Source organism: Allobosea sp. R86505, assembly GCF_042466375.1.
In the GTDB taxonomy this organism is placed as follows: domain Bacteria; phylum Pseudomonadota; class Alphaproteobacteria; order Rhizobiales; family Beijerinckiaceae; genus Allobosea.
Genome location: NZ_JAXHPY010000001.1, coordinates 2,535,251 through 2,553,459, shown reverse-complemented (window position 1 = coordinate 2,553,459; position 18,209 = coordinate 2,535,251). Strand labels below are relative to the sequence as shown.

The 18,209-nt window shown below is 68.2% G+C and carries 19 protein-coding genes and 1 tRNA gene; 10 read left to right on the top strand and 10 right to left on the bottom strand.

From position 1 onward, the window contains the following. Window positions 1–515: 515 nt before the first annotated feature. From SJY11_RS12340 to SJY11_RS12325, 4 genes are all read left to right on the top strand, one after another. Window positions 516–1,582, top strand: a protein-coding gene (locus SJY11_RS12340) for an IS630 family transposase (protein WP_376984777.1) whose coding sequence is annotated in 2 segments (ribosomal slippage) — window positions 516–1,002 and window positions 1,002–1,582 — 1,068 coding nt in all. Because the reading frame shifts where the segments join, the coding sequence is not laid out codon by codon here. Next, entirely contained in the window at window positions 1,558–2,202 is a 645-nt protein-coding gene (locus SJY11_RS12335) for an RDD family protein (protein ID WP_376986917.1), read from the top strand. The genes SJY11_RS12340 and SJY11_RS12335 overlap by 25 nt, the downstream gene beginning before the upstream one ends. 3 nt (window positions 2,203–2,205) lie before the next feature. Beyond that, entirely contained in the window at window positions 2,206–2,865 is a 660-nt protein-coding gene (locus tag SJY11_RS12330; protein ID WP_376986916.1) for a DUF4339 domain-containing protein, read from the top strand. A gap of 224 nt (window positions 2,866–3,089) precedes the next feature. Then, window positions 3,090–3,335, top strand: coding sequence for a hypothetical protein (locus SJY11_RS12325; protein WP_376986915.1), 246 nt, complete (start codon window positions 3,090–3,092; stop codon window positions 3,333–3,335). Window positions 3,336–3,495: 160 nt separating this feature from the next. On the opposite strand, the gene tnpC is transcribed toward SJY11_RS12325, so the two are convergent. The 4 genes from tnpC to SJY11_RS12305 all read right to left on the bottom strand — a co-directional run bounded on the left by tnpC (window position 3,496) and on the right by SJY11_RS12305 (window position 7,664). Continuing rightward, window positions 3,496–5,025 carry an IS66 family transposase gene (tnpC, locus tag SJY11_RS12320; protein ID WP_376986913.1) on the bottom strand — a complete coding sequence of 510 codons (1,530 nt, stop codon included), beginning with the start codon at window positions 5,023–5,025 and terminating at the stop codon, window positions 3,496–3,498. A gap of 47 nt (window positions 5,026–5,072) precedes the next feature. Beyond that, window positions 5,073–5,429: an IS66 family insertion sequence element accessory protein TnpB gene (gene tnpB / locus SJY11_RS12315; RefSeq protein WP_376986912.1), complete on the bottom strand. Its 357-nt coding sequence runs from the start codon at window positions 5,427–5,429 to the stop codon at window positions 5,073–5,075. Then, window positions 5,426–5,869, bottom strand: coding sequence for an IS66-like element accessory protein TnpA (gene tnpA / locus SJY11_RS12310; RefSeq protein ID WP_376986911.1), 444 nt, complete (start codon window positions 5,867–5,869; stop codon window positions 5,426–5,428). Before tnpA ends, tnpB begins: the two co-directional genes overlap by 4 nt. Before the next feature lie 472 nt (window positions 5,870–6,341). Further along, window positions 6,342–7,664 (bottom strand): serine hydroxymethyltransferase, encoded by a 1,323-nt coding sequence (locus SJY11_RS12305; protein ID WP_376986910.1) that lies wholly within the window; start codon window positions 7,662–7,664, stop codon window positions 6,342–6,344. 128 nt (window positions 7,665–7,792) lie between these two features. Here SJY11_RS12305 and SJY11_RS12300 point away from each other — a divergent pair, with 128 nt between their 5' ends. Further along, on the top strand, window positions 7,793–8,683 hold the full coding sequence (locus SJY11_RS12300) for a LysR substrate-binding domain-containing protein (RefSeq protein WP_376986909.1): 891 nt from the start codon (window positions 7,793–7,795) through the stop codon (window positions 8,681–8,683). A gap of 18 nt (window positions 8,684–8,701) precedes the next feature. Here the strand turns inward: SJY11_RS12300 and cysE are convergent, their stop codons facing one another. Together cysE and SJY11_RS12290 are read right to left on the bottom strand one after the other, a co-directional pair. Next, entirely contained in the window at window positions 8,702–9,550 is an 849-nt protein-coding gene (gene cysE, locus SJY11_RS12295) for a serine O-acetyltransferase (protein WP_376986908.1), read from the bottom strand. Window positions 9,551–9,727: 177 nt separating this feature from the next. Next, a complete protein-coding gene (locus tag SJY11_RS12290; protein ID WP_376986906.1) occupies window positions 9,728–10,495 on the bottom strand; it encodes an alpha/beta fold hydrolase in 768 nt (255 codons plus the stop codon). A gap of 96 nt (window positions 10,496–10,591) precedes the next feature. Here SJY11_RS12290 and SJY11_RS12285 point away from each other — a divergent pair, with 96 nt between their 5' ends. The 4 genes from SJY11_RS12285 to SJY11_RS12270 all read left to right on the top strand — a co-directional run bounded on the left by SJY11_RS12285 (window position 10,592) and on the right by SJY11_RS12270 (window position 13,583). Beyond that, complete coding sequence (locus tag SJY11_RS12285) at window positions 10,592–11,458, top strand: acetyltransferase domain-containing protein (protein ID WP_376986905.1); 867 nt, start codon at window positions 10,592–10,594, stop codon at window positions 11,456–11,458. Between the two features lie 191 nt (window positions 11,459–11,649). Continuing rightward, the gene (locus SJY11_RS12280; protein ID WP_376986904.1) at window positions 11,650–11,901 is read left to right on the top strand and encodes a zinc-finger domain-containing protein; all 252 of its coding nucleotides are present in this window, start codon (window positions 11,650–11,652) and stop codon (window positions 11,899–11,901) included. A 96-nt stretch (window positions 11,902–11,997) separates the two neighbouring features. Beyond that, complete coding sequence (locus SJY11_RS12275) at window positions 11,998–13,191, top strand: FAD-dependent monooxygenase (RefSeq protein ID WP_376986903.1); 1,194 nt, start codon at window positions 11,998–12,000, stop codon at window positions 13,189–13,191. 74 nt (window positions 13,192–13,265) lie between these two features. Further along, on the top strand, window positions 13,266–13,583 hold the full coding sequence (locus SJY11_RS12270; protein ID WP_326909398.1) for a hypothetical protein: 318 nt from the start codon (window positions 13,266–13,268) through the stop codon (window positions 13,581–13,583). A 10-nt stretch (window positions 13,584–13,593) separates the two neighbouring features. Here the strand turns inward: SJY11_RS12270 and chrA are convergent, their stop codons facing one another. The 3 genes from chrA to SJY11_RS12255 form a co-directional block, all read right to left on the bottom strand. After that, window positions 13,594–14,988, bottom strand: a complete 1,395-nt coding sequence (gene chrA / locus SJY11_RS12265; RefSeq protein WP_376986901.1) for a chromate efflux transporter — start codon at window positions 14,986–14,988, stop codon at window positions 13,594–13,596. After that, window positions 14,985–15,818 (bottom strand): chromate resistance protein ChrB domain-containing protein, encoded by an 834-nt coding sequence (locus SJY11_RS12260; protein WP_376986900.1) that lies wholly within the window; start codon window positions 15,816–15,818, stop codon window positions 14,985–14,987. Before SJY11_RS12260 ends, chrA begins: the two co-directional genes overlap by 4 nt. Window positions 15,819–15,949: 131 nt before the next feature. Continuing rightward, window positions 15,950–17,212 carry a hemolysin family protein gene (locus SJY11_RS12255; protein ID WP_376989316.1) on the bottom strand — a complete coding sequence of 421 codons (1,263 nt, stop codon included), beginning with the start codon at window positions 17,210–17,212 and terminating at the stop codon, window positions 15,950–15,952. Window positions 17,213–17,342: 130 nt separating this feature from the next. Here SJY11_RS12255 and SJY11_RS12250 point away from each other — a divergent pair, with 130 nt between their 5' ends. Continuing rightward, the gene (locus SJY11_RS12250; protein WP_376986899.1) at window positions 17,343–18,017 is read left to right on the top strand and encodes a DUF938 domain-containing protein; all 675 of its coding nucleotides are present in this window, start codon (window positions 17,343–17,345) and stop codon (window positions 18,015–18,017) included. Between the two features lie 17 nt (window positions 18,018–18,034). On the opposite strand, the gene SJY11_RS12245 is transcribed toward SJY11_RS12250, so the two are convergent. Further along, window positions 18,035–18,121 (bottom strand) — tRNA-Leu (locus SJY11_RS12245). Window positions 18,122–18,209 lie beyond the last annotated feature (88 nt).

The following is an 18,209-nucleotide window of genomic DNA, read 5'->3' as shown; positions in this document are numbered from 1 at the left end:
CCGTGCTCTTGGCGGCATGCGAACACCCCCGCGGCAAAAGTGCTGCGATCGCGGGTGATTTCGACGCCACTTGAAGCCTGATCACCGACAGTGCGAAGCGGATCGAGTTAATTCTGGCGGATGCGTCCTGATACTCTTGCTTACGTCAGAGCGCGAAATGACTTTGAACACACGGCACAAAAAGACCGGCGCTCAGCGCCGCGTTCACTATCCAGATTACCGTCAAAGCAATTGACTTGTTTAAAATTCGGCTCTCAGTTTGAGCAGCTCAAGATGCCGACCCCGGGGTACGCCGTGAACGCAAATGCAGGAAGCTTCTCCCCACCGCCGCACCCTCTGGATCAGCAGTGGTACGTAGCCGAGAATGGCCAAACAATCGGCCCTATGCCGGGAGTGCAGCTGAAAGAGCTGATTTCCAAGGATCAGGTCATACCAACGGCCATCGCGGCTGACTCACGGGGGTCTTTTCGGCGGCTCGTTTCGCTGATTCCATGTGCGCGAGGAGGATTCGCGCCATGGCTGCTGCGGTGAAGCTTCGAACGGACTACTCGGCCCTCGACCTGCGTCGGCTTGCGGCGGGGTCGAGGCACGCCAACCAGAGCCGCCGGCTTCTGTCGCTGGCGGCGGTTCTCGACGGTATGGATCGGGAGCAGGCCGCGCGGATCGGCGGCATGGATCGCCAGACGCTGCGCGACTGGGTTCACCGGTTCAACGAAGGCGGCCCCGACGGGCTGAAGGACATTCGTTCCAAGGGACATCCGCCCAGGCTCTCGACCGATCAGCTCGCCGCCTTGGCGGCCATCGTCGAGACGGGCCCCGACCGGGCCGTCAATGGCGTGGTGCGCTGGCGGCGCATCGACCTGCAGAAGGTCGTTCGTGAGCGCTTCGGCGTTGATTATCACGAGCGCACGATCGGGAAGCTTCTGAAGCAGATCGGCTTTTCCCACATCAGCGCGCGCCCGCACCACCCGGCGCAGGACGCGCGCGTGATCGAGGCGTTCAAAAAAACTTCGCGGTGACGCTGGGGGCCCATCTCGCCCATGTGCCGAAGCGCAAGCCGATCGAACTCTGGTTCCAGGACGAAGCCCGCATCGGCCAGAAGAACGGCCTGGTCCGGCAATGGGCCAGGCGCGGAACCAGGCCGCGCCAGCCCGCCGACCAGCGCTACGAGAGCGCCTATCTGTTCGGGGCGATCTGCCCGGCCCGCGGCGTCGGCGCGGCGCTCGCCATGCCCTTCGCCGATACCCACGCCATGCAGGCCCATCTCGACGAGATCGCCAGGACGGTCGCGAAGGGCGCCCATGCCGTCCTACTGCTCGATCGCGCCGGATGGCACACCACGGCCAAGCTCGTCGTGCCGAAAAACATCTCGCTGATCTTCCTGCCCTCGCGCTCGCCCGAACTGAACCCGGTCGAGAACATCTGGCAGTATCTGCGCGCGAACTGGCTCTCAAACCGCGTCTTCGACACCTACGACGACATCATCGACGCCGCCTGCGACGCGTGGAACCGCCTCGTCGATCAGCCCAGGACCATCACATCCATCGGGAGGCGTGAATGGGCGCATATCGGTCAGGAATGAGGGCCGTTGGTATCACACCGAAAACACTGGTTTGCGTCGTCGGTGCCACTGAATGGACCGAAGCCGGATCAGTGCCGTTTCTCGCCGGAATGTTCGCGGAGCGGGCTCCGCCGCTGCCGCCGATGGCGACGGCGCTTCCGCCAGCACCGACCGCAGACGTCCGGATCACCCAAAACCAAGGCCAATACGGCGGCTATCCTCAGCCGGCGACTGCCGGCAACGTTCGCTATGCTGGATTCTGGATTAGGACCGGCGCCTACCTGCTCGACGTCGTCTTCCTCTTCTTGCTGATGATCATCCCGGTGACCATTGTCATCATGATTACTGGCGATCCGAATTCGGGACTCGGCACAATCGTGACACTCTTCGTGGGCATTTGCTATTACGTGGTCCCCGTGTCCGGCCCAACGCAAGCTACATGGGGCAAGCAGATGGTCGGGCTGAAAATCATCCGAGTCGATGGGGCGCCAGTCAGTGGAGGCTTGGCCTTCGGCCGGTACCTCTCCTACATCATCTCCGGCATCCCATTCGGTATCGGCTTTTTCATGGTTGGCTGGACCAACCAGAAGAAGGGATTGCACGACATGATCTGCGGCACCCGCGTCATTCATAAGGCCTGACCGGTGAGCGACACGCCCCCACTGCCAGCTCCGATCGGCGGCAACAGCAATGTCCCGCTGCCTCCGCCCCATCCGCTCGATGGGGAGTGGTTCATCTATCTCGAGGGCAAGAACTACGGGCCCTACACAGGCCACACCCTCAAGACCTTCCTCTCAGAAGGCCGCATTGACGACAAGACGAGCGTCTGTGCAGTCGGAAAATCGGATTGGATTACCGCATCGAAAGACGCAGTGCTGGGTCCGCTCTTTCGCGCGCGGCCGCCCGCCGTCGGGTCGGCCTCATCACTCGTGCACAGCGTCCCAAGTGCCTCGGCGGCTGGAAGTGGGGCAGAGGGCCAAATACGGAATGATGGCGGCACGGTGGTGCAGATCACCCAGCATTTCGGACCGGGGCCCGGCTATAACCCGGAACTCTATGCCGAGATGGGTCCGAAGAGCCCCGGGCTCGCTCTCCTGCTCTCGTTCTTCATCCCTGGCATCGGCCAGATGTACAACGGCCAAGTTGGCAAAGGCATCGTCATGCTGCTGCTGTGCGCCGTCCTGTGGCTGGTGCTGCTGGGCTGGATTATCTGGATCTGGGCTATGATCGACGCCTACTCGTCAGCCAAGGCTGTGAACATCATGTTCCACCAGAGAGCAGCCCGGCAGTGGCCCAATCCGTAGCGCAGCCACCACCGCCTCCTACGCTTTGCAGGCAATGCGGCGCCCCGCTTGCCCGGCAAGCCATTGTCTGTCGGGAATGCGGCTGCGTACTCCTCATTGAGGATTCCTCGGCTGTCGTAATCTCGGCGATCGGCGTTACCCGCCGCCGTGCGCGCAGCACGCTGCGGTTGATCTTTACCAACAGGTTCGCCCTTCTCTGGCTCCTGGCGCTAGTTCCATTCGTGATGGTGACGCCTTTCGCCGTCCTTGCCTATTGCGCCTTTATGATCCTGAGGCCGGGTTCCGGTCTAACGCCAAGAGACATGCTGCATCTGGCGATCATAGGAGGTGTGGCGCTGATCAATCTGAAGCTCAGCTACGACTTCAGCCACGACACGATCTCCGCCGCCTCGATCTGGGTCGCCCAATGGCGGGACTGGCTTTTCAACCTCCGGCCGCTCGACCGAAACCCCTCAATTCGAAGCGCCTAAAGCGAACCGAAGCAGACGCCCCTTGCAGGCGGCGTCGATCTCCAGTTGCTGGCGCCAACGTAACGATCCGAGAATTCAGCAAGGCTTGGATTCAACACCGATACCGATCGCAGCACGGTTTAGGACCGCCGAAAGGATCGGCTAGATGTAAGCGGTGTTCTCAGGCCACGGCCTTGAGCGGCAGTTTGGCGTAGGCCCAAGGCAGCAGATCGTCGAGCTGGCTTTGCGGGTGGCCGGCGACGATACGGGCGATGACGTCGGCGAGGTAGGCTTGCGGATCGACGCCGTTGAGCTTGGAGGTCTCCACGAGCGAGGCGACGACTGCCCAGTGCTCGGCGCCGCCATCGGATCCGGCAAAGAGCGCGTTCTTGCGGTTCAAAGCGATCGGTCGGATCGCGCGCTCGACCACGTTGGAGTCGATCTCGACGCGGCCGTCGTCGAGGAAGCGTGAGAGACCGGCCCAGCGCGAGAGCGCGTAGCGGATGGCCTCGGCAAGCTTGCTCTTCTGGCTGACGAGGCCGAGCTTGTCCTTGAGCCACGGCTCCAGCGCCGCGACAATGGGGCGGCTCCTGGCCTGCCGGGCGGCGCAGCGTTCCTCGGCCAAGCAGCCTTTGATGTCGGCCTCGACCTGATAGAGCGTCGCGATGCGCGCGAGCGCTTCCGTGGCGATTGGCGCGGGGCCACCTTGCGCGAGATCGTAGAACTTGCGCCGGACGTGTGACCAGCAGAAGGCCAGGCTCACGGCATTCCTCTCGGCCAGCGCCTTGTAGCCGGCGTAGCCGTCGACCTGGAGCACGCCGGTGAAGCCTTGAAGATGCCGGATCGGCTGGTCAGCCTTGCGGTCGGGCGCATAGAGATAGGCCACGCCAGGAGGGTCTGCGCCGCCCCAGGGCCGTTCGTCACGGGCGTAGGCAAAGAGCTGGCCGGTCTTGGTCCGGCCGCGGCCGGGATCGAGCACCGGCGCCGTCGTCTCGTCGGCGAAGAGCTTGGTCGATGCCTTCAGCCGCTCGAACAAGCGCTCATGGACCGGCCGTAGGAGGAAGGCTGCCTTGCCGACCCAGTCAGCCAGGGTCGAGCGGTCCAGGTTCACGCCCTGCCGGCCATAGATCTGGGCCTGGCGGTAAAGCGGCAGGTGGTCGGCGTATTTGGCGACCAGAACATGGGCCACCGTTGCCTCGGTCGGGATGCCGCCCTCGACGAGCCGGGCGGGTGCCGGCGCCTGCACCACGACCTCCTCGCAGGCCCGGCAGGCGTATTTCGGCCGACGGGTCACGATCACGCGGAACTGGGCGGGGACGATGTCGAGACGCTCGGAGACATCCTCGCCCATCGCATGCAGCTCGCCCCGGCAGCACGGGCAGGTCTTGTCCTGGACGTCGACGATCTGCTCAACCCGCAGCAGGTGCGCCGGCAGTGCTCCACGGTTGGCGCGGCGTTTCCTGGCCCGGTCGGCATGCTTGACGGGATCAGCCGCTTCCTCGCCCGCGAGGGCCTCGGCCTCGATCTGCTCGGCCTCCTCGAGCCCGAGCAGGAGCTGATCGAGCGGCAGGCTCTCGGCTCGGCGCCCGAAGCGATGACGCTGCAACTCCTTGATGATCTGACGCAGCCGCTCGTTCTCGGCGCGCTCTTCCGCCAGCATCGCCCGAAGCGCGATCGGATCGCTGGTCAGTGGGTTGGCCGCGTTGTTCACGAAGCCGATTCAATCATGGATTACAGTGGCTTGCCAGTCTGGAACGATCAACTTGCCGCGACGGGGACCCGTGTCTCGCGCCGTTCATGCACCCGTCGCCAGTCGAGGCCTTCGAGCAACGCCTGAAGCTGTGCCGCTGTCAGTCGCACGACGCCGTCGGCGATGGCGGGCCACTGGAACTTGCCGTCTTCCAGCCTCTTCGAGAACAGGCAGACGCCCGTTCCATCGAAGTAGACCAGCTTGATCCGGTCGGCGCGCCGCGCCCGGAACACATAGACCGCGCCCGAGAACGGATCGGCGCCCATGTTCTCGCGCACCAGCGCGGCCAGGCCCTCCGCGCCCTTGCGGAAGTCGACCGGCTTCGTCGCGATCATGACGCGGACCGCGCCGGTCGGGCCGATCACGCGCCGCCCTTCAGCGCGCCGATCACCGCGGCAATCGTCTTGGGGCTCGCACCGGTTCCGACACGCACCACGACGCCGTCAATCTCGATCTCGATCCCGCCGCTCGGCCTGGCGACAGTGCGACGACGACGCGTGGTCGGCTGCCTCACGGTCTCGGGTTCGCAACGAACTGCATCGACCACCGCGGGCACGAACATGGGCGATGATGCCGGCTCTGGTGCTCGCCGCAAAAGACGCCGCCAGCCGAAAAGCTGCTGCGGAGACAAGGCATGGCGGCGCGCAATCGCGCTCACCGTCGCGCCCGGCTCGTAGCTCTCCGCCACGATCCTTGCCTTGTCGTCGTCCGACCAATCTCGTCGGCGCCCGGTCCCAGTGAAGACCTCGAACCGCCGAACCGGCTCGTCGTCGCTGGATTTAAGCGTAAGCTCTGAAATCGTCATGTGTCGAAGCCCTCAGGGGCCTCAAACATCGGCGCTCAGACCGCTCAAGCAAAGGTGCCAGCGGGACATCGCTTACGGCTAGATTCGGGCTGCTTCATCTGCAGCTATGACAAGCCGGTCGCCGGCGAGGGCATGCACGACGAAGCCGACCAAAGACTGTTCTATGTTCAACTGTAGTCGCGACCGGGAGAGTTTGCCACTCGCCGCCTATAGCGCCGAACCGCCAGCGGTGCGCTGCAACGTCATCTGCAGCGCTCGGTTAGGGACCGACGAAATCGCGATGGTCGAACCAGCTTGGAGCGCGCTGAACCGATGCGCTTTGCCACCCTCACTCATCAAGGCTTTGCGTAATCAGAACCTGATACGCGCTAGAGCAATGTTCCCAAAGCCGCAGAAAGGGCATCTCGGGCACGCGGCACACCGGAGGATCTACCCCCGAAACAGGACGTTCGGGGAGTCAGGAATTCTCCCCTCACCGCATGAAATGCAGCCCCCGGAACCTCCCCCGGAACGCCGTGACATCCCGCGCGATCGCCTCCGCCGGGCGCGAGCCATTCAGACCCTCGGCGATGTAAGCAGCGAGTTCGGGCATGTCGGCCGGGGTCATGCCGAAGCGGACGATTTCGGGGGTGCCGAGCCGCAGACCGTTGACGTCTCCCGCCACCTCCGGCAGCGGCAGGCCGATGCCGCAGCTCAGGATGTTGATGGCGCGCAGCTTATGCGCCGCCGCCTGGCCGCCGCCATAGGCATGGGCCTCGATCGCGAACTGGTGCGAGGTGGTGATGCCGCGCTCGCGCGCATAGACCGGGATCTGCCGCTCGCAGAGCGCCTCGCCCAGAGCCTTGGCGGTGGCGGCCATCATCTGCGCGTAATCGCGGCCATGGGCCTTCCAGTCGAGCAGCGTGATCGCCAGCGAAGCCGATTTCGCCGCGTCGAAATTCGCCGTCAGCCCGGGATAGGCGATGGCGTCGAGCCGCTCCGCGATGGCGGCGTCATTGGTGACGATCAGCCCCGAGGGCGGGCCGCCGAGGCTTTTGTAGGTGCTCATCGTCATCAGATGGGCGCCCTCCTCCAGCGGCTGCTGCCAGGCCTGGCCGGCGATCATCCCCGACATATGGGCGGCGTCGAACAGCACGAGCGCGCCGATTTCGTCGGCGATCGCGCGGATTTCGCGGATCGGATGCGGGAACAGGTTCAGGCTCGCGCCGATGGTAATCATCTTCGGCTTCAGCCGCCGCGCATCCGCGCGCAGCTGCGCGACATCGACGGTGTAGTTCGTCGCGTCGACCGGCGCCGGATGGGTGACGATGCCGTAGAGCCCGGCCGCGCCGGCGCCGTGATGCGTGACATGCCCGCCGATCGAGGGCGGCGGCGCGATGATGCAGTCACCGGGCCTGGCCGCGACCATGAAGGCGTAGAGATTGGCGATGGCGCCCGAGGGCACGCGGATCTCGGCATATTTGGCGCCGAAGACCTCGGCCGCGAGCTCGGCGGCGATGATCTCGATCTGCTCGATCGCCTCCAGCCCCATCTCGTATTTCTCGCCGGGATAGCCGAGCGAGGGCCTGGCGCCGAGACCCGAGGCCAGCGCCGCTTCGGCGCGCGGGTTCATCACATTGGTCGCGGGGTTGAGGTTGAAGCAGTCGCGCTCGTGGATGTTGCGGTTTTCCGTCGTCAGCGCCGAAAGCCTGGCCTCGATCGCGTCGAGCGGCTGGCCGCTGACACCGCCGGCGATCTCGAGCACGTAATCCTCGCTCGCGGCGGGAACCCAGTCGCGCCTGCCCAGTGCCGTCATCGCCATTCTCCCGCCCCGCCGGGGCCTGCCTGAAACCTCACGCATAGGAGCGGTTTGCGCGGGCCGGCGCAAACGAGTATTCGTCGCCGGTAGGCGGAGAAAATCTCAGCCTCCCGCCGGACGCTCCCATGGCCATCAAGCCGCCCCGCCCCCGCCTGCCCTCGCTCAAGGCGCTGCGCGCTTTTGAGGCGGCTGCGCGTCTGGAAAGCTTCACCGAGGCCGCCGCCGAGCTCGGCGTCACGCCCGGCGCGGTGACCCAGCAGATCCGCCAGCTCGAGGTCGCTTTGGGGCTTTCGCTGTTCCGCCGGCTGCCGCAGGGCGTGGTGCCGACGACCGCCGCGCGCGAGGTCCTGCCCCGGCTGACGCGCGGCTTCGACATCCTCGCCCAGGCCGCCCAGAGCCTGCGCGAGAGCGAGAGCCAGCGCGCGCTCACCATCGCCGCCTTACCTTGCATCGCCCAGCTCTGGCTCTCGCCGCGCCTGCCGGCCCTGCAGCGCGCCTGGCCGGATCTGCAGGTCTCGATTTCGGCGATGGAGGCCCCGCCCGATCCGCGCCGCGAGCCGCATGATCTCTCGATCTTCTATCGCGAGCCGGGCTCAGGCCCGCAGGCGCTGACGCTGCCCGGCGAGGATGCGATCCTGCCGGTCTGCGCGCCCGCGCTGGCGGAACGCCTCGGCTCACCCGCCGATCTCGCCGGCCAGACGCTGCTGTACGACGCCGTCTGGCAAAGCGACTGGTCGCGCTGGCTCGCTCATGCCGGGGCGCCGCGCCACCTCGATGCGACGCGGGGCCCGCGCTTCTCGCTCTACAGCCTGGCGCTGGACGCGGCGCTGACCGGCTCGGGCGTGCTGATGGGGCGGCTCTCGCTGGTGGCGCCGCTGCTCGCGCAAGGGCGGCTGGTCGCGCCGCTCCAGCCGCCGCTGCCGCTCAGCGAGCGGCTGACCGTGGCACCCGCGACCGCGGAGCGCCCGCATCCGCGCCAGGCCGAGATCGCCGCCTGGCTGGTCGCGCAGGGCTGAGGCCGCAGGCCGCGCGGCTCAGATGTCGGCGCCGCAATCGCCGCCGAGGATCTGGTCCATCGAGCGCGACGGCTCGGCACAGCCCGCCTCGCCGACCACCTTGGCCGGCACGCCCGCGACCGTCTTGTTGCGCGGCACGCTCGCCAGCACGACCGAGCCAGCCGCGACGCGCGAGCACTGGCCGACCTCGATATTGCCGAGGATCTTGGCACCGGCGCCGAGCAGCACGCCCTTGCGGATCTTGGGGTGGCGGTCGCCGCCCTGCTTGCCGGTGCCGCCCAGCGTGACGCTGTGCAGCATCGAGACGTCGTCCTCGATCACCGCCGTCTCGCCGACGACGAGCCCGGTGGCATGGTCGAGGAAGATGCCCTTGCCGATGCGCGCGGCGGGGTTGATGTCGGTCTGGAAGACCTCCGAGGCGCGGCCCTGCAGATAGAGCGCGAAGTCGCGCCGCTCCTGCTGCCAGAGCCAATGCGCCAACCGGTGGCATTGCAGCGCGTGGAAGCCCTTGAAGAACAGCACCGGCTCGAGCACGCGGTAGCAGGCCGGGTCGCGATCGAGCACCGCGACGACGTCGGCGCGCATGCCGGGCCCCACCGTGGCGTCGGCGGCGAGCGCCTCGGCGAAGGCCTGCTCGATCAGATCGGCCGGCACGGCGGGATGGCCGAGCCGCGCCGCGACGCGGTGGCTGACGGCGGCCTCGAAGCCCGGCTGATTCAGCACGGAGGCGAGGATCAGGCTGCCCAGCGCCGGCTCGGCGGCGAGCGCAGCCTCGGCCTCGCGGCGCAGGCGCGACCAGACGGGGTCGAGCCGTTCGAGCCCGCTCGCGGGGTCGCGGGCTTCTGCGACGGAGCGTCCTGACGACATGGTTGCTCTCCGGAGAGGGTCGTTCGGCGAGGCCGATCCTAGCACCCGAGGCGGCATCGACGCCAAAGCTGTTTGAGGGCGATGGGCCGCCCGCATGTGGGGCGCCGGATTCGGTTTGTCAAAATTGTTCCGCAAACGCTTGTCGGAAGAGGGTTTTCGAACCGTCTCCCCGCGACCTCACAAACGCGACAGGAAGTCGAGCACCGCCTGCTTGTGGGTCTTGTCGCCGACGGCGAGGTTGTGGTCGCGCCCCAGGATGTCGAAGGCCTCCGCGCCGGGGATGAGCCGCGCCAGCGCCGGGCCCGAGCCCGCGATGTCGTCCGTCGTGCCGACGCTGACGAGGGTCGGCACGGCGATGCGGCCGACCTCGGCCTCGCTCAGCGTCTGCCGCGAGCCGCGGATGCAGGCGGCGAGCGCCTTGAGATCGCTCTTCGTCGCCTCGGCGAAGGCGCGGAACATCCGCTGCATCGGGTCGGTCAGCCCATCGAGCGAGGGCGCCTCCATGGCGTCCGCAATCCCGAGCGGCAGGCCGACGCCCTCGACGAGATGGATGCCGAGCCCGCCGAGCAGCAGCGCGGTCAGCCGCTGCGGATGCGCCAGCGCCAGATGGGCGGAGATGCGCGCGCCCATCGAATAGCCCATCACCGCTGCGCGCGGGATGGCGAGATGGTCCATCAGCCGCCGCACATCCTCGGCCATGATCTGGGAGGAATAGCTGGCCGGATCGTAGAGCTTCTGGCTCTGGCCATGGCCGCGATTGTCGAGCGCGACGACGCGGTAGCCGGCATGGGTCAGCGTCTTCGTCCACTGGGTGTTGACCCAGTTGACCATGTGGCTGGAGCCGAAGCCATGGACCAGCATAACCGTCTCGTGCCGGTCGACATCGCCGGTGGGCGCGAGATCGATGAAGGCGAGGTTGACGCCGTCGGATGAGAAGCTCTGCATGGCAGTCCGTTACCGTCGCGGGAAGTGGGCTCTCCCATGCCATCAACGCCCCGCTTTGGGTAGCGGTCGCGCCGCAGCCTGCCTATGAAGGCCGGCATGAGCGTCGTTCCTCCCTTCGCTGCCGCCCCCTCGCCGCGCCTGCGGCTGGAGGTCGTCGACCTCGCCCGGGGCCTCGCGCTTCTGGCGATGTTCGTCTTCCATTTCGCCTATGATCTTTCCTATTTCGGGGTGATCGAGACGCATGTCCCCTCCGATCCCGGCTGGCGCTGGTTCGCCAGGCTGATCGCCGGCTCCTTCCTGACGCTGGTCGGAATCAGCCTCGTGCTGGCCACCCGGAACGGCCTGAATCGCCACGCCTTCCTGAAGCGCCTCGCGATGGTCGCGGGCGCCGCCACGCTGGTGACGCTCGCGACGTTCTTCGCGATGCCGCGCAGCTTCATCTTCTTCGGCATCCTGCATCATGTCGCGCTCGGCAGTGTGCTCGCTCTGCCCTTCCTGCGCTTGCCGGCTGGCGCCGTGGCGGTCGCTGCGGTCGTCGCCTTCGCCCTGCCGGTCCTCGTCGCCCATCCGCTGCTTGATGCGCCCTGGCTCGCCTGGCTCGGCTTCTCGCGCGCGCCGATCGTGACGGCGGATTTCGTGCCGATCTTCCCCTGGTTCGGCTGCGTGCTCTCAGGGATGGTGCTGGCGCGGCTCGCTTTGCCGCGCCTCATCGGCAGCCGCCTCGCCGCCTGGCGCCCGGCCTCGCTGCCGGCCCGGATCGTCGCCTGGGGCGGGCGCCACAGCCTGTTGGTCTATCTCGTCCATCAGCCGGTCTTCATCGGCGCGCTGATGCTGGCCCTGCAGCTGTCCCCCTCGCCGCCCGCCTCGCAGGAGCGCGGCTTCATGCTGTCCTGCCAGAGCAGCTGCGCCGCAGGCCCCGCTCGGCGCGGAAGCCTGCGAGCGGCTCTGCGTCTGCACGGCTGATTCGCTGAAGCGGGAGGGGCTGTGGGCAGCGACGCTGGCGGACCGGCTCGACGAGGCCGGGCGCGGGCGCGTCACCGAGCTCGCCCAGGCCTGCCTGCGCCCGGCGGCACCGCGCTGAGACAATCGCGCACTGGCGCGCAGCCGTCCGGCGCGGTAGTTTGCAGCCACATCACGAAGCAAGAGCGACGATCATGGCCGATCACGGCATTCCGCATTTCCACAACGACAAGGGCGTCGCCGTCATCCATGTCGGTGCGCGCGAATTCATGTGCGTCGGTGCCAAGCCGCCTTTCGACCATCCGCATGTCTATCTCGACATGGGCGCCGACCATGAGATCGTCTGCCCCTATTGCTCGACGCTCTACAAATTCGACGCGACCCTGAAGGCCGGGACCTGCTCGCCACCCGAATGCGCCCATCACGAGACGGCGCAGGCCGCCTGACGGCGCTCTTGCCCTGAGCCGGCCGCCCCGGCGGCCCTGGGGCGCGCCTCGCAAAGGCGGCGGCCGTCCCGCCTCGACGACGAAGGCCTGAGCCCAGTGCCCGCTCCCCATGTTCTGATCGCCGGCGCCGGCATCGGCGGGCTCACCGCGGCGCTGGCGCTGGCCCGCCGCGGCATCGGCGTCACCGTGGTCGAGAAGCGCACAGGCTTCGGCGAACTCGGCGCCGGGCTGCAGATCAGCCCGAATTCCGGACGGGTGCTGGACGGGCTCGACCTGACCCTGCCGCTCAAGCGCGTCGCCGTCTCCTCGCATGGCCTGGCGGTCCGGCGCTGGCGCGACGGCCGCGCGCTGCTGGAGATGCCGTCCCATCCCGAACGGCTGGCGACGCCCTACCGGCTGCTCAAGCGCAGCGACCTGCACACCGTGCTGCTCGATGCCGCCCGCACCATGCCCAACATCCGGCTCGTCGTCGGCCGCGGCCTCGAGAGCGTGACGCAGGAGGCCGACGGCGTCTCGACCACCCTGACCGGTGCCAGCGGACAGTCGGAGCGCGTGTCGGGCCTCGCCCTGATCGGCGCCGACGGGCTCTGGTCGCGCATGCGCGATGCCGTCGGCGACACCTCGCCTCCGGTCTACACCGGCTTCGAGGCCTGGCGCGCACTGGCGCCGCCCGCGGAGCGCGGCCCGGCGCGGGTCCAGCTCCATCTCGGCGACGGCCGCCACGCCGTGCATTACCCGGTCGCGGCCGGGCGCGAGACCAATCTCGTCATCATCCGCCGCAGCCCGGAGGCCCGCGAAGGCTGGTCGCGCGAGGGCGATCCGCGTCTGCCGGCCAGCACCGTCGCCCAGGCCTCGCAGGGTCTGCGCGATCTCGTCGCCGCGGCCTCGGGCTGGCAGGTCTGGTCGTTGTTCGACCGCAAACCGGCGGCGATGGCGCAGGGCCGCATCGCGCTTCTGGGCGATGCGGCCCATCCCGTGCTGCCCTTCCTCGCCCAGGGCGCCTCGCTGGCGATCGAGGATGCGGCGGTGCTGGCACGGCTCCTGGCCAAGGCGCTGGAGACGGACGGGCCGCAAGCCGTTCCCGCCGCCCTGTCCGCCTATGCCACGGCTCGCGCCGCCCGCGTGGCCCGTGTCCAGGAGGCGAGCCGCGGCAACGGCCGCAACTTCCATCTCGGCTGGCCGCTCGCCATCGGACGCGACCTCGCGCTCCGCCATCTCGGCGCCGAGGGTCTGGGCCGGCGCTATGCCTGGCTCTATGACTGGCAGGATAGCGCCCGCGACGGTGGCTGAACCGGGGCGACGGGTGATCTCGCCTTCGCCGCAATTCGCACCTAGCTTGGGGATGAACCGAGGACCGAAAGCAGATGATCCGGGTCAATTTCTCCGAGCAGATCGGCGGTCGCGCCACAACGATGCCGCGCTGGGCCGCCTGGCTGGCGATGGCCGCGAGCCTCGTGATCGGCGTCGTGCTCTTCCTGCTGGCCGCCAGCCTGGCGCTGATCCTGCTGCCGGTTGCGGCGGTAGCCGGCGCGATCGCGATCTGGCGCCTGCGCAGCCGCATGAAGGCGGCCGGCTTTGGCGCGCCCGGCGCCTTCTCCGAGCGCCCGCCCTCGCCCGCGCGCGGCGAGATCGTCGATGCCGAGTACCGGATCATCGACTCCGGCGAGCCCCCGCGCCGCTGAGCGCAGCCGCTCAGGCCGGCAGACGGGTCAGAAGCACACCAGCCGCCGCGCAGGCGGCGAGTGTCGGGATCATCCCGACCTTGAGGCGCAGCATCGCGACCATGGCGCCGGCGCTGAGCAGCGCCGCGCGCCAGTCGAGCGACGCCAGCACCGGCCAGTCCGGCGAGAGCCCGAACAGGGCGACCGGGCGGACCTCCCTGAACAGCACATGCAGGCCGAACCAGAGCGCGAGGTTTATGATCACGCCGACCACGGCGGCCGTGATCGCGCCCAGCGCTGCTGAAAGCGCCTTGTTGCCGCGCAGCGCCTCGACATAGGGGCCGCCGAGGAAGATCCACAGGAAGCAGGGCGTAAAAGTCACCCACAGCGTCAGAAGCGCGCCCAGGCTCCCCGCCAGCAGCGGCGAAAGCTCTCCCGCGGCGCGGTGACCGGCGAGAAACCCGACGAATTGCAGCACCAGGATCAGCGGCCCCGGCGTCGTCTCGGCGAGGCCGAGCCCGTCGATCATCTCACCGGGTCGCAGCCAGCCATGGGTCTCGACCGCCGCCTGCGCGACATAGGCCAGCACCGCATAGGCGCCGCCGAAGGTGACGACCGCCATGGTGCTGAAGAAGCGGCCGAGCTGCGTCCAGGCGCTCTCTCCCCCGGTCAGCAGCCAGAGCGCGAGCACGGGGCCGAGCCAGAGCGGCAGCCAGATCGCCAGCGTCCGCAGCGCGCGGCCGGTCGAAGGCCGGACATGATCGAGCTCGCCGCGCGCAAACAGCGCGTCGACGACGCCCGTGACGGCGGTCCCGGCCTTGGCCTGGGCGGCCTGCCCGCCGAAAACGCGGGGCAGCCAGCGGTGTCCCGCCCAGCCGATCAGCCCGGCCGCCAGAATGATCGCCGGAAACGGCACCTTGAACAGGAAGATCGCGAGGAAGGCGGCGATCGCGAGCGCCACCATCGCCCGGTTCTTCAGGGCCCGGCGGCTGATCCTCAGGCCGGCCTCGACCACCACGGCGAGCACCGCCGCCTTGATGCCGAAGAACAGCCCGTCGACGAGCGGCACCTCGCGGTAGAGCACGTAGAGGATGCTCAGGCCCAGCATCACGGCCGCACCGGGCAGGATGAAGAGCAGCCCGGCGATCAGCCCGCCGAGAGTCCGGTGCATCAGCCAGCCGATATAGACGGCGAGTTGCTGCGCCTCGGGGCCCGGCAAAAGCATGCAGTAGTTCAGCGCGTGCAGGAACCGCTCCTCGCCGATCCAGCGGCGATCCTCGACCAATTCCTTGTGCATCAGCGCGATCTGCCCGGCCGGCCCGCCGAAGGAGAGCAGGCCGATGCGGGCCCAGACGCGTGTCGCCTCCGCCAGCGTCGGCAGCTTGGCCGGGGCCGCGGTGTCGTTGTCGGGAGGGAGGGTGGTCACAGTGTCGGCCCTTTGGCAGCGCCGGCCGCGGCGGGCCAATTATGGGTTTCCTCGCTGGCATCCCGGCACCAGCGATACATCGCGTCGTAGAGCAGCATGCCGGCGTCGAGCTGGGCGAGATCGTCCCTGAACATGCGCGAGAGGCCGAGCGATGCGGCCAGAAATCCGGCGGCCTCGGGCACGGTCTCCAGGGTCGCGGTATCGGCCGCGCGGACGATCGCCGCGAGCCGGTCGAGCGCCGGCGTCGCGAGCCCGAATTCCTCGATCATGACGTCGAAGCTGCAGCATTCGCCGCGGTGGCTCCAGAACACGCCCTCGATGTCGAAGGGCGTCGCCGCGAAGCGCTCGGCCACCGCGGCGACCTCCGAGGGCGAAACGAACAGGAAGACGGCGTGCCGGTCGACGAAACGCCGGATCAGCCAGGGGCAGGCGATCCGGTCGACCTTCGGCCGCGTCCGCGTGACCCAGACGCTGCGGCCGGCGGCATCGCGCGGCGGCAGCGCCGCGCTGCGCAGCAGGAGGCCGCCCGCGTCGCGCCAGGCCTCGAAGCCGCCCGCGAGGTTTTCGGCGGCGACGCCGTGGTGGCGCAGCCAGGCCGCGACACCCTCGCTGAGCTTCAGGCCGCGCTGGCAGGACACGACCACGCGCTGCCCGGCATAGGCGTTCGCCCAGACGCTGACATCGGTGTGGGAGCGGCTGTCCGAGCCCGGCAGCCGGCGCGGATCGGCCGCGACATCGTCGGGGATCCGGACATCGATGATGACGGGCGCATCGGGCAGGCCGACAAGCTTCGACAACGGGGCAGCGCTGATCGAGATGTTGGAAGACATGGGCGTCCATCCTGAAGCTGAGGATATTGGACGCGAGCCTTGGGCCGAAGCCTCACGGGGTCGTCGCGGTGAACCCCTAGCCAGACTTAAACCATGCACCGCTGCCGAACGTCAAACATGGCAAGTCCAGATCAGTCGATCCGGCTGACCAGGATCTTGTCGATGCGGCGACCGTCGAGATCGACGACCTCGAAGCGCCAATGCCCCTTCTCGAAGACCTCGCCAACGACCGGCAGATGGTTGAGCTCGGCCAGGATGAAGCCGGCGACCGTCTGGAAATCGGCGTCGCGCGGAATGTGGATACCGAGTTCGTGCGAGAATTCGTCGACCTGCATCCAGCCCGCCACCAGCCAGGAGCCGTCGGCGCGGGTGACGATCGGCGGCTCATCCTGTTCCTCTTCCTGGAAGGCGCCAATGATCGCCTCCAGCACATCGCCCGGCGTGATGATGCCTTCGAAATGCCCGTATTCGTCGAAGACGAGCGCCATATGGACGCGTGACGACCGGATTTCGCGCAGCACCTGCAGGGCTCCGGCCGTGTCCATCACCACCGGCGCCTCGCTGACCAGCCCGCGCAGTTCATGCGTGCCGCCATCGGAGAGGAAGTCGATCAACTCCTTGACCACGACGACGCCGATGATCGAATCCGACTCGCCGTCCTGGACCGGCAGGCGCGAGCGCCGCGTGGCGCGTAGCTGCGCGCGAATCTCGTCGGCGCTGTCGGTCAGGTCGATGACCTCGACCTCGCGGCGCGGCGTCATCAGCGCGCGCGCCGACCGGTCGGCGAGGCGCATGACGCCCGTGATCATCTCGCGCTCGTCGCGCTCCAGCACGCCGGCCGTCTCGGCCTCGGCGATGATGGTGCGGACCTCCTCCTCGGTGACCCTCTCCTCCGACTCGCCCTTCTGTCCGAGCAAGGCCAGCACCGCCCGCCCCGAAATATCGAGCAGGAAGACCAGCGGCGCGCCGACCTTCGAAAGCAGCAGCATCGCCGGCGCGACGCGCGCCGCCACCCGCTCGGGATCGCGCAGCGCGATCTGCTTGGGCACGAGCTCGCCGATGATCAGCGAGAGATAGGTGATCGCCACGACGACGAGGCCGACGCCGAACCCATCCGAAACCACCCGCGAGAACCCCTGCCCGATCAGCCACTCCGACAGCCGCGCGCCGAGCGTGGCGCCCGAAAAGGCGCCCGACAGCACGCCGACCAGGGTGATGCCGATCTGGACGGTCGAGAGGAAGCGGCCGGGATTGTCGGCCAAGCGCAGCGCCGTTGCGGCGCCCTTGCTGCCCTGATCGCTGAGAACCCTGAGGCGGGCGGGACGGGAGGAGACAACCGCGAGCTCGGACATGGCGAGCAGACCGTTGATGACGGTCAGGGCCACGACGATCAGAATTTCGGTTAACAAAACCAGTCCGTATCATGCAGAGCCGCAGCGATGGCGGCCTGCTTCCTCGCCCCTTATAGCGGATGTTGCGCCTCTGGCGATGGTTCGGACCGATTTTTTTAAAAAGGGCCTTGTGATGACGCAGACGAGGCCGAGCCCCTGGGAACCCGCCGCCGCAGTAGCCGAAGCCGACCGCCGCCTCCATGCGCCGGCGGCGGCGCGCAACCGCGACGCGATCCGCGACACGCTGCGCTCCCTTCTGCCGGAAAGCGGCCTCGTCCTCGAGATCGCCAGCGGCTCGGGCGAGCACATCGTCCATTTCGCAGAAGCTATGCCGGCTCTGCGCTTCCTGCCGAGCGATCCGGCGCCAGAGGCCCTGGCGAGCATCGCCGCCTGGACCGCGCAGTCTGGCCGCGAGAACGTCCTGCCGCCGCGGCGGATCGACGCCGCGGATCCCGCCTGGCCGGCGACCCTGCCGCCCGGCGAGACGCCGGGGGCGATCCTCTGCATCAACATGATCCACATCGCGCCGTGGACGGCGACGGAAGGGCTGTTCCGCGGCGCGGGCGCCCTGCTCCCGACGGGCGCGCAGCTGATCCTCTACGGCCCCTTCCGCCGCCCCGGCCGCCCGCTCGAGCCCGGCAACGCCGCCTTCGACGAGAGCCTGCGCGAACGGGACCCGGCTTTCGGCCTGCGCGACCTCGGCGAGGTCACGGCGCTGGCATCGACGGCGGGGTTCGGCGAGCCCAAGGTGATCGAGATGCCCGCGAACAATCTGACGGTGGTGTTCGGGAAACAGGCAGAGCGCTGAAATGGCGACGACCGAGGTGGTGCGGACGGCGGGGATCGAACCCGCATAGCCTCGCGGCTGAGAGATTTTAAGTCTCTTGCGTCTACCAGTTTCGCCACGTCCGCCTGAGGCAGAGCGGTAGCGGCGCGGACGCCGCCGCGCAAGCGCTGCAAGCACGCAACCAAGGCGTTCGCTCGAAGCCGGGGCTCGTCC

What these genes read in the sequence shown, in the direction of transcription:
- SJY11_RS12285 (WP_376986905.1), top strand. Translation starts at nt 10,592, where the DNA reads ATGAGCGTCGTTCCTCCCTTCGCTGCCGCCCCCTCGCCGCGCCTGCGG.
- SJY11_RS12335 (WP_376986917.1), top strand. Translation starts at nt 1,558, where the DNA reads ATGGGCGCATATCGGTCAGGAATGAGGGCCGTTGGTATCACACCGAAA.
- cysE (WP_376986908.1), bottom strand. Translation starts at nt 9,550, where the DNA reads ATGTCGTCAGGACGCTCCGTCGCAGAAGCCCGCGACCCCGCGAGCGGG.
- SJY11_RS12290 (WP_376986906.1), bottom strand. Translation starts at nt 10,495, where the DNA reads ATGCAGAGCTTCTCATCCGACGGCGTCAACCTCGCCTTCATCGATCTC.
- SJY11_RS12280 (WP_376986904.1), top strand. Translation starts at nt 11,650, where the DNA reads ATGGCCGATCACGGCATTCCGCATTTCCACAACGACAAGGGCGTCGCC.
- SJY11_RS12250 (WP_376986899.1), top strand. Translation starts at nt 17,343, where the DNA reads ATGACGCAGACGAGGCCGAGCCCCTGGGAACCCGCCGCCGCAGTAGCC.
- SJY11_RS12325 (WP_376986915.1), top strand. Translation starts at nt 3,090, where the DNA reads ATGGTGACGCCTTTCGCCGTCCTTGCCTATTGCGCCTTTATGATCCTG.
- SJY11_RS12260 (WP_376986900.1), bottom strand. Translation starts at nt 15,818, where the DNA reads ATGTCTTCCAACATCTCGATCAGCGCTGCCCCGTTGTCGAAGCTTGTC.
- SJY11_RS12270 (WP_326909398.1), top strand. Translation starts at nt 13,266, where the DNA reads ATGATCCGGGTCAATTTCTCCGAGCAGATCGGCGGTCGCGCCACAACG.
- SJY11_RS12305 (WP_376986910.1), bottom strand. Translation starts at nt 7,664, where the DNA reads ATGACGGCACTGGGCAGGCGCGACTGGGTTCCCGCCGCGAGCGAGGAT.
- SJY11_RS12300 (WP_376986909.1), top strand. Translation starts at nt 7,793, where the DNA reads ATGGCCATCAAGCCGCCCCGCCCCCGCCTGCCCTCGCTCAAGGCGCTG.
- tnpA (WP_376986911.1), bottom strand. Translation starts at nt 5,869, where the DNA reads ATGACGATTTCAGAGCTTACGCTTAAATCCAGCGACGACGAGCCGGTT.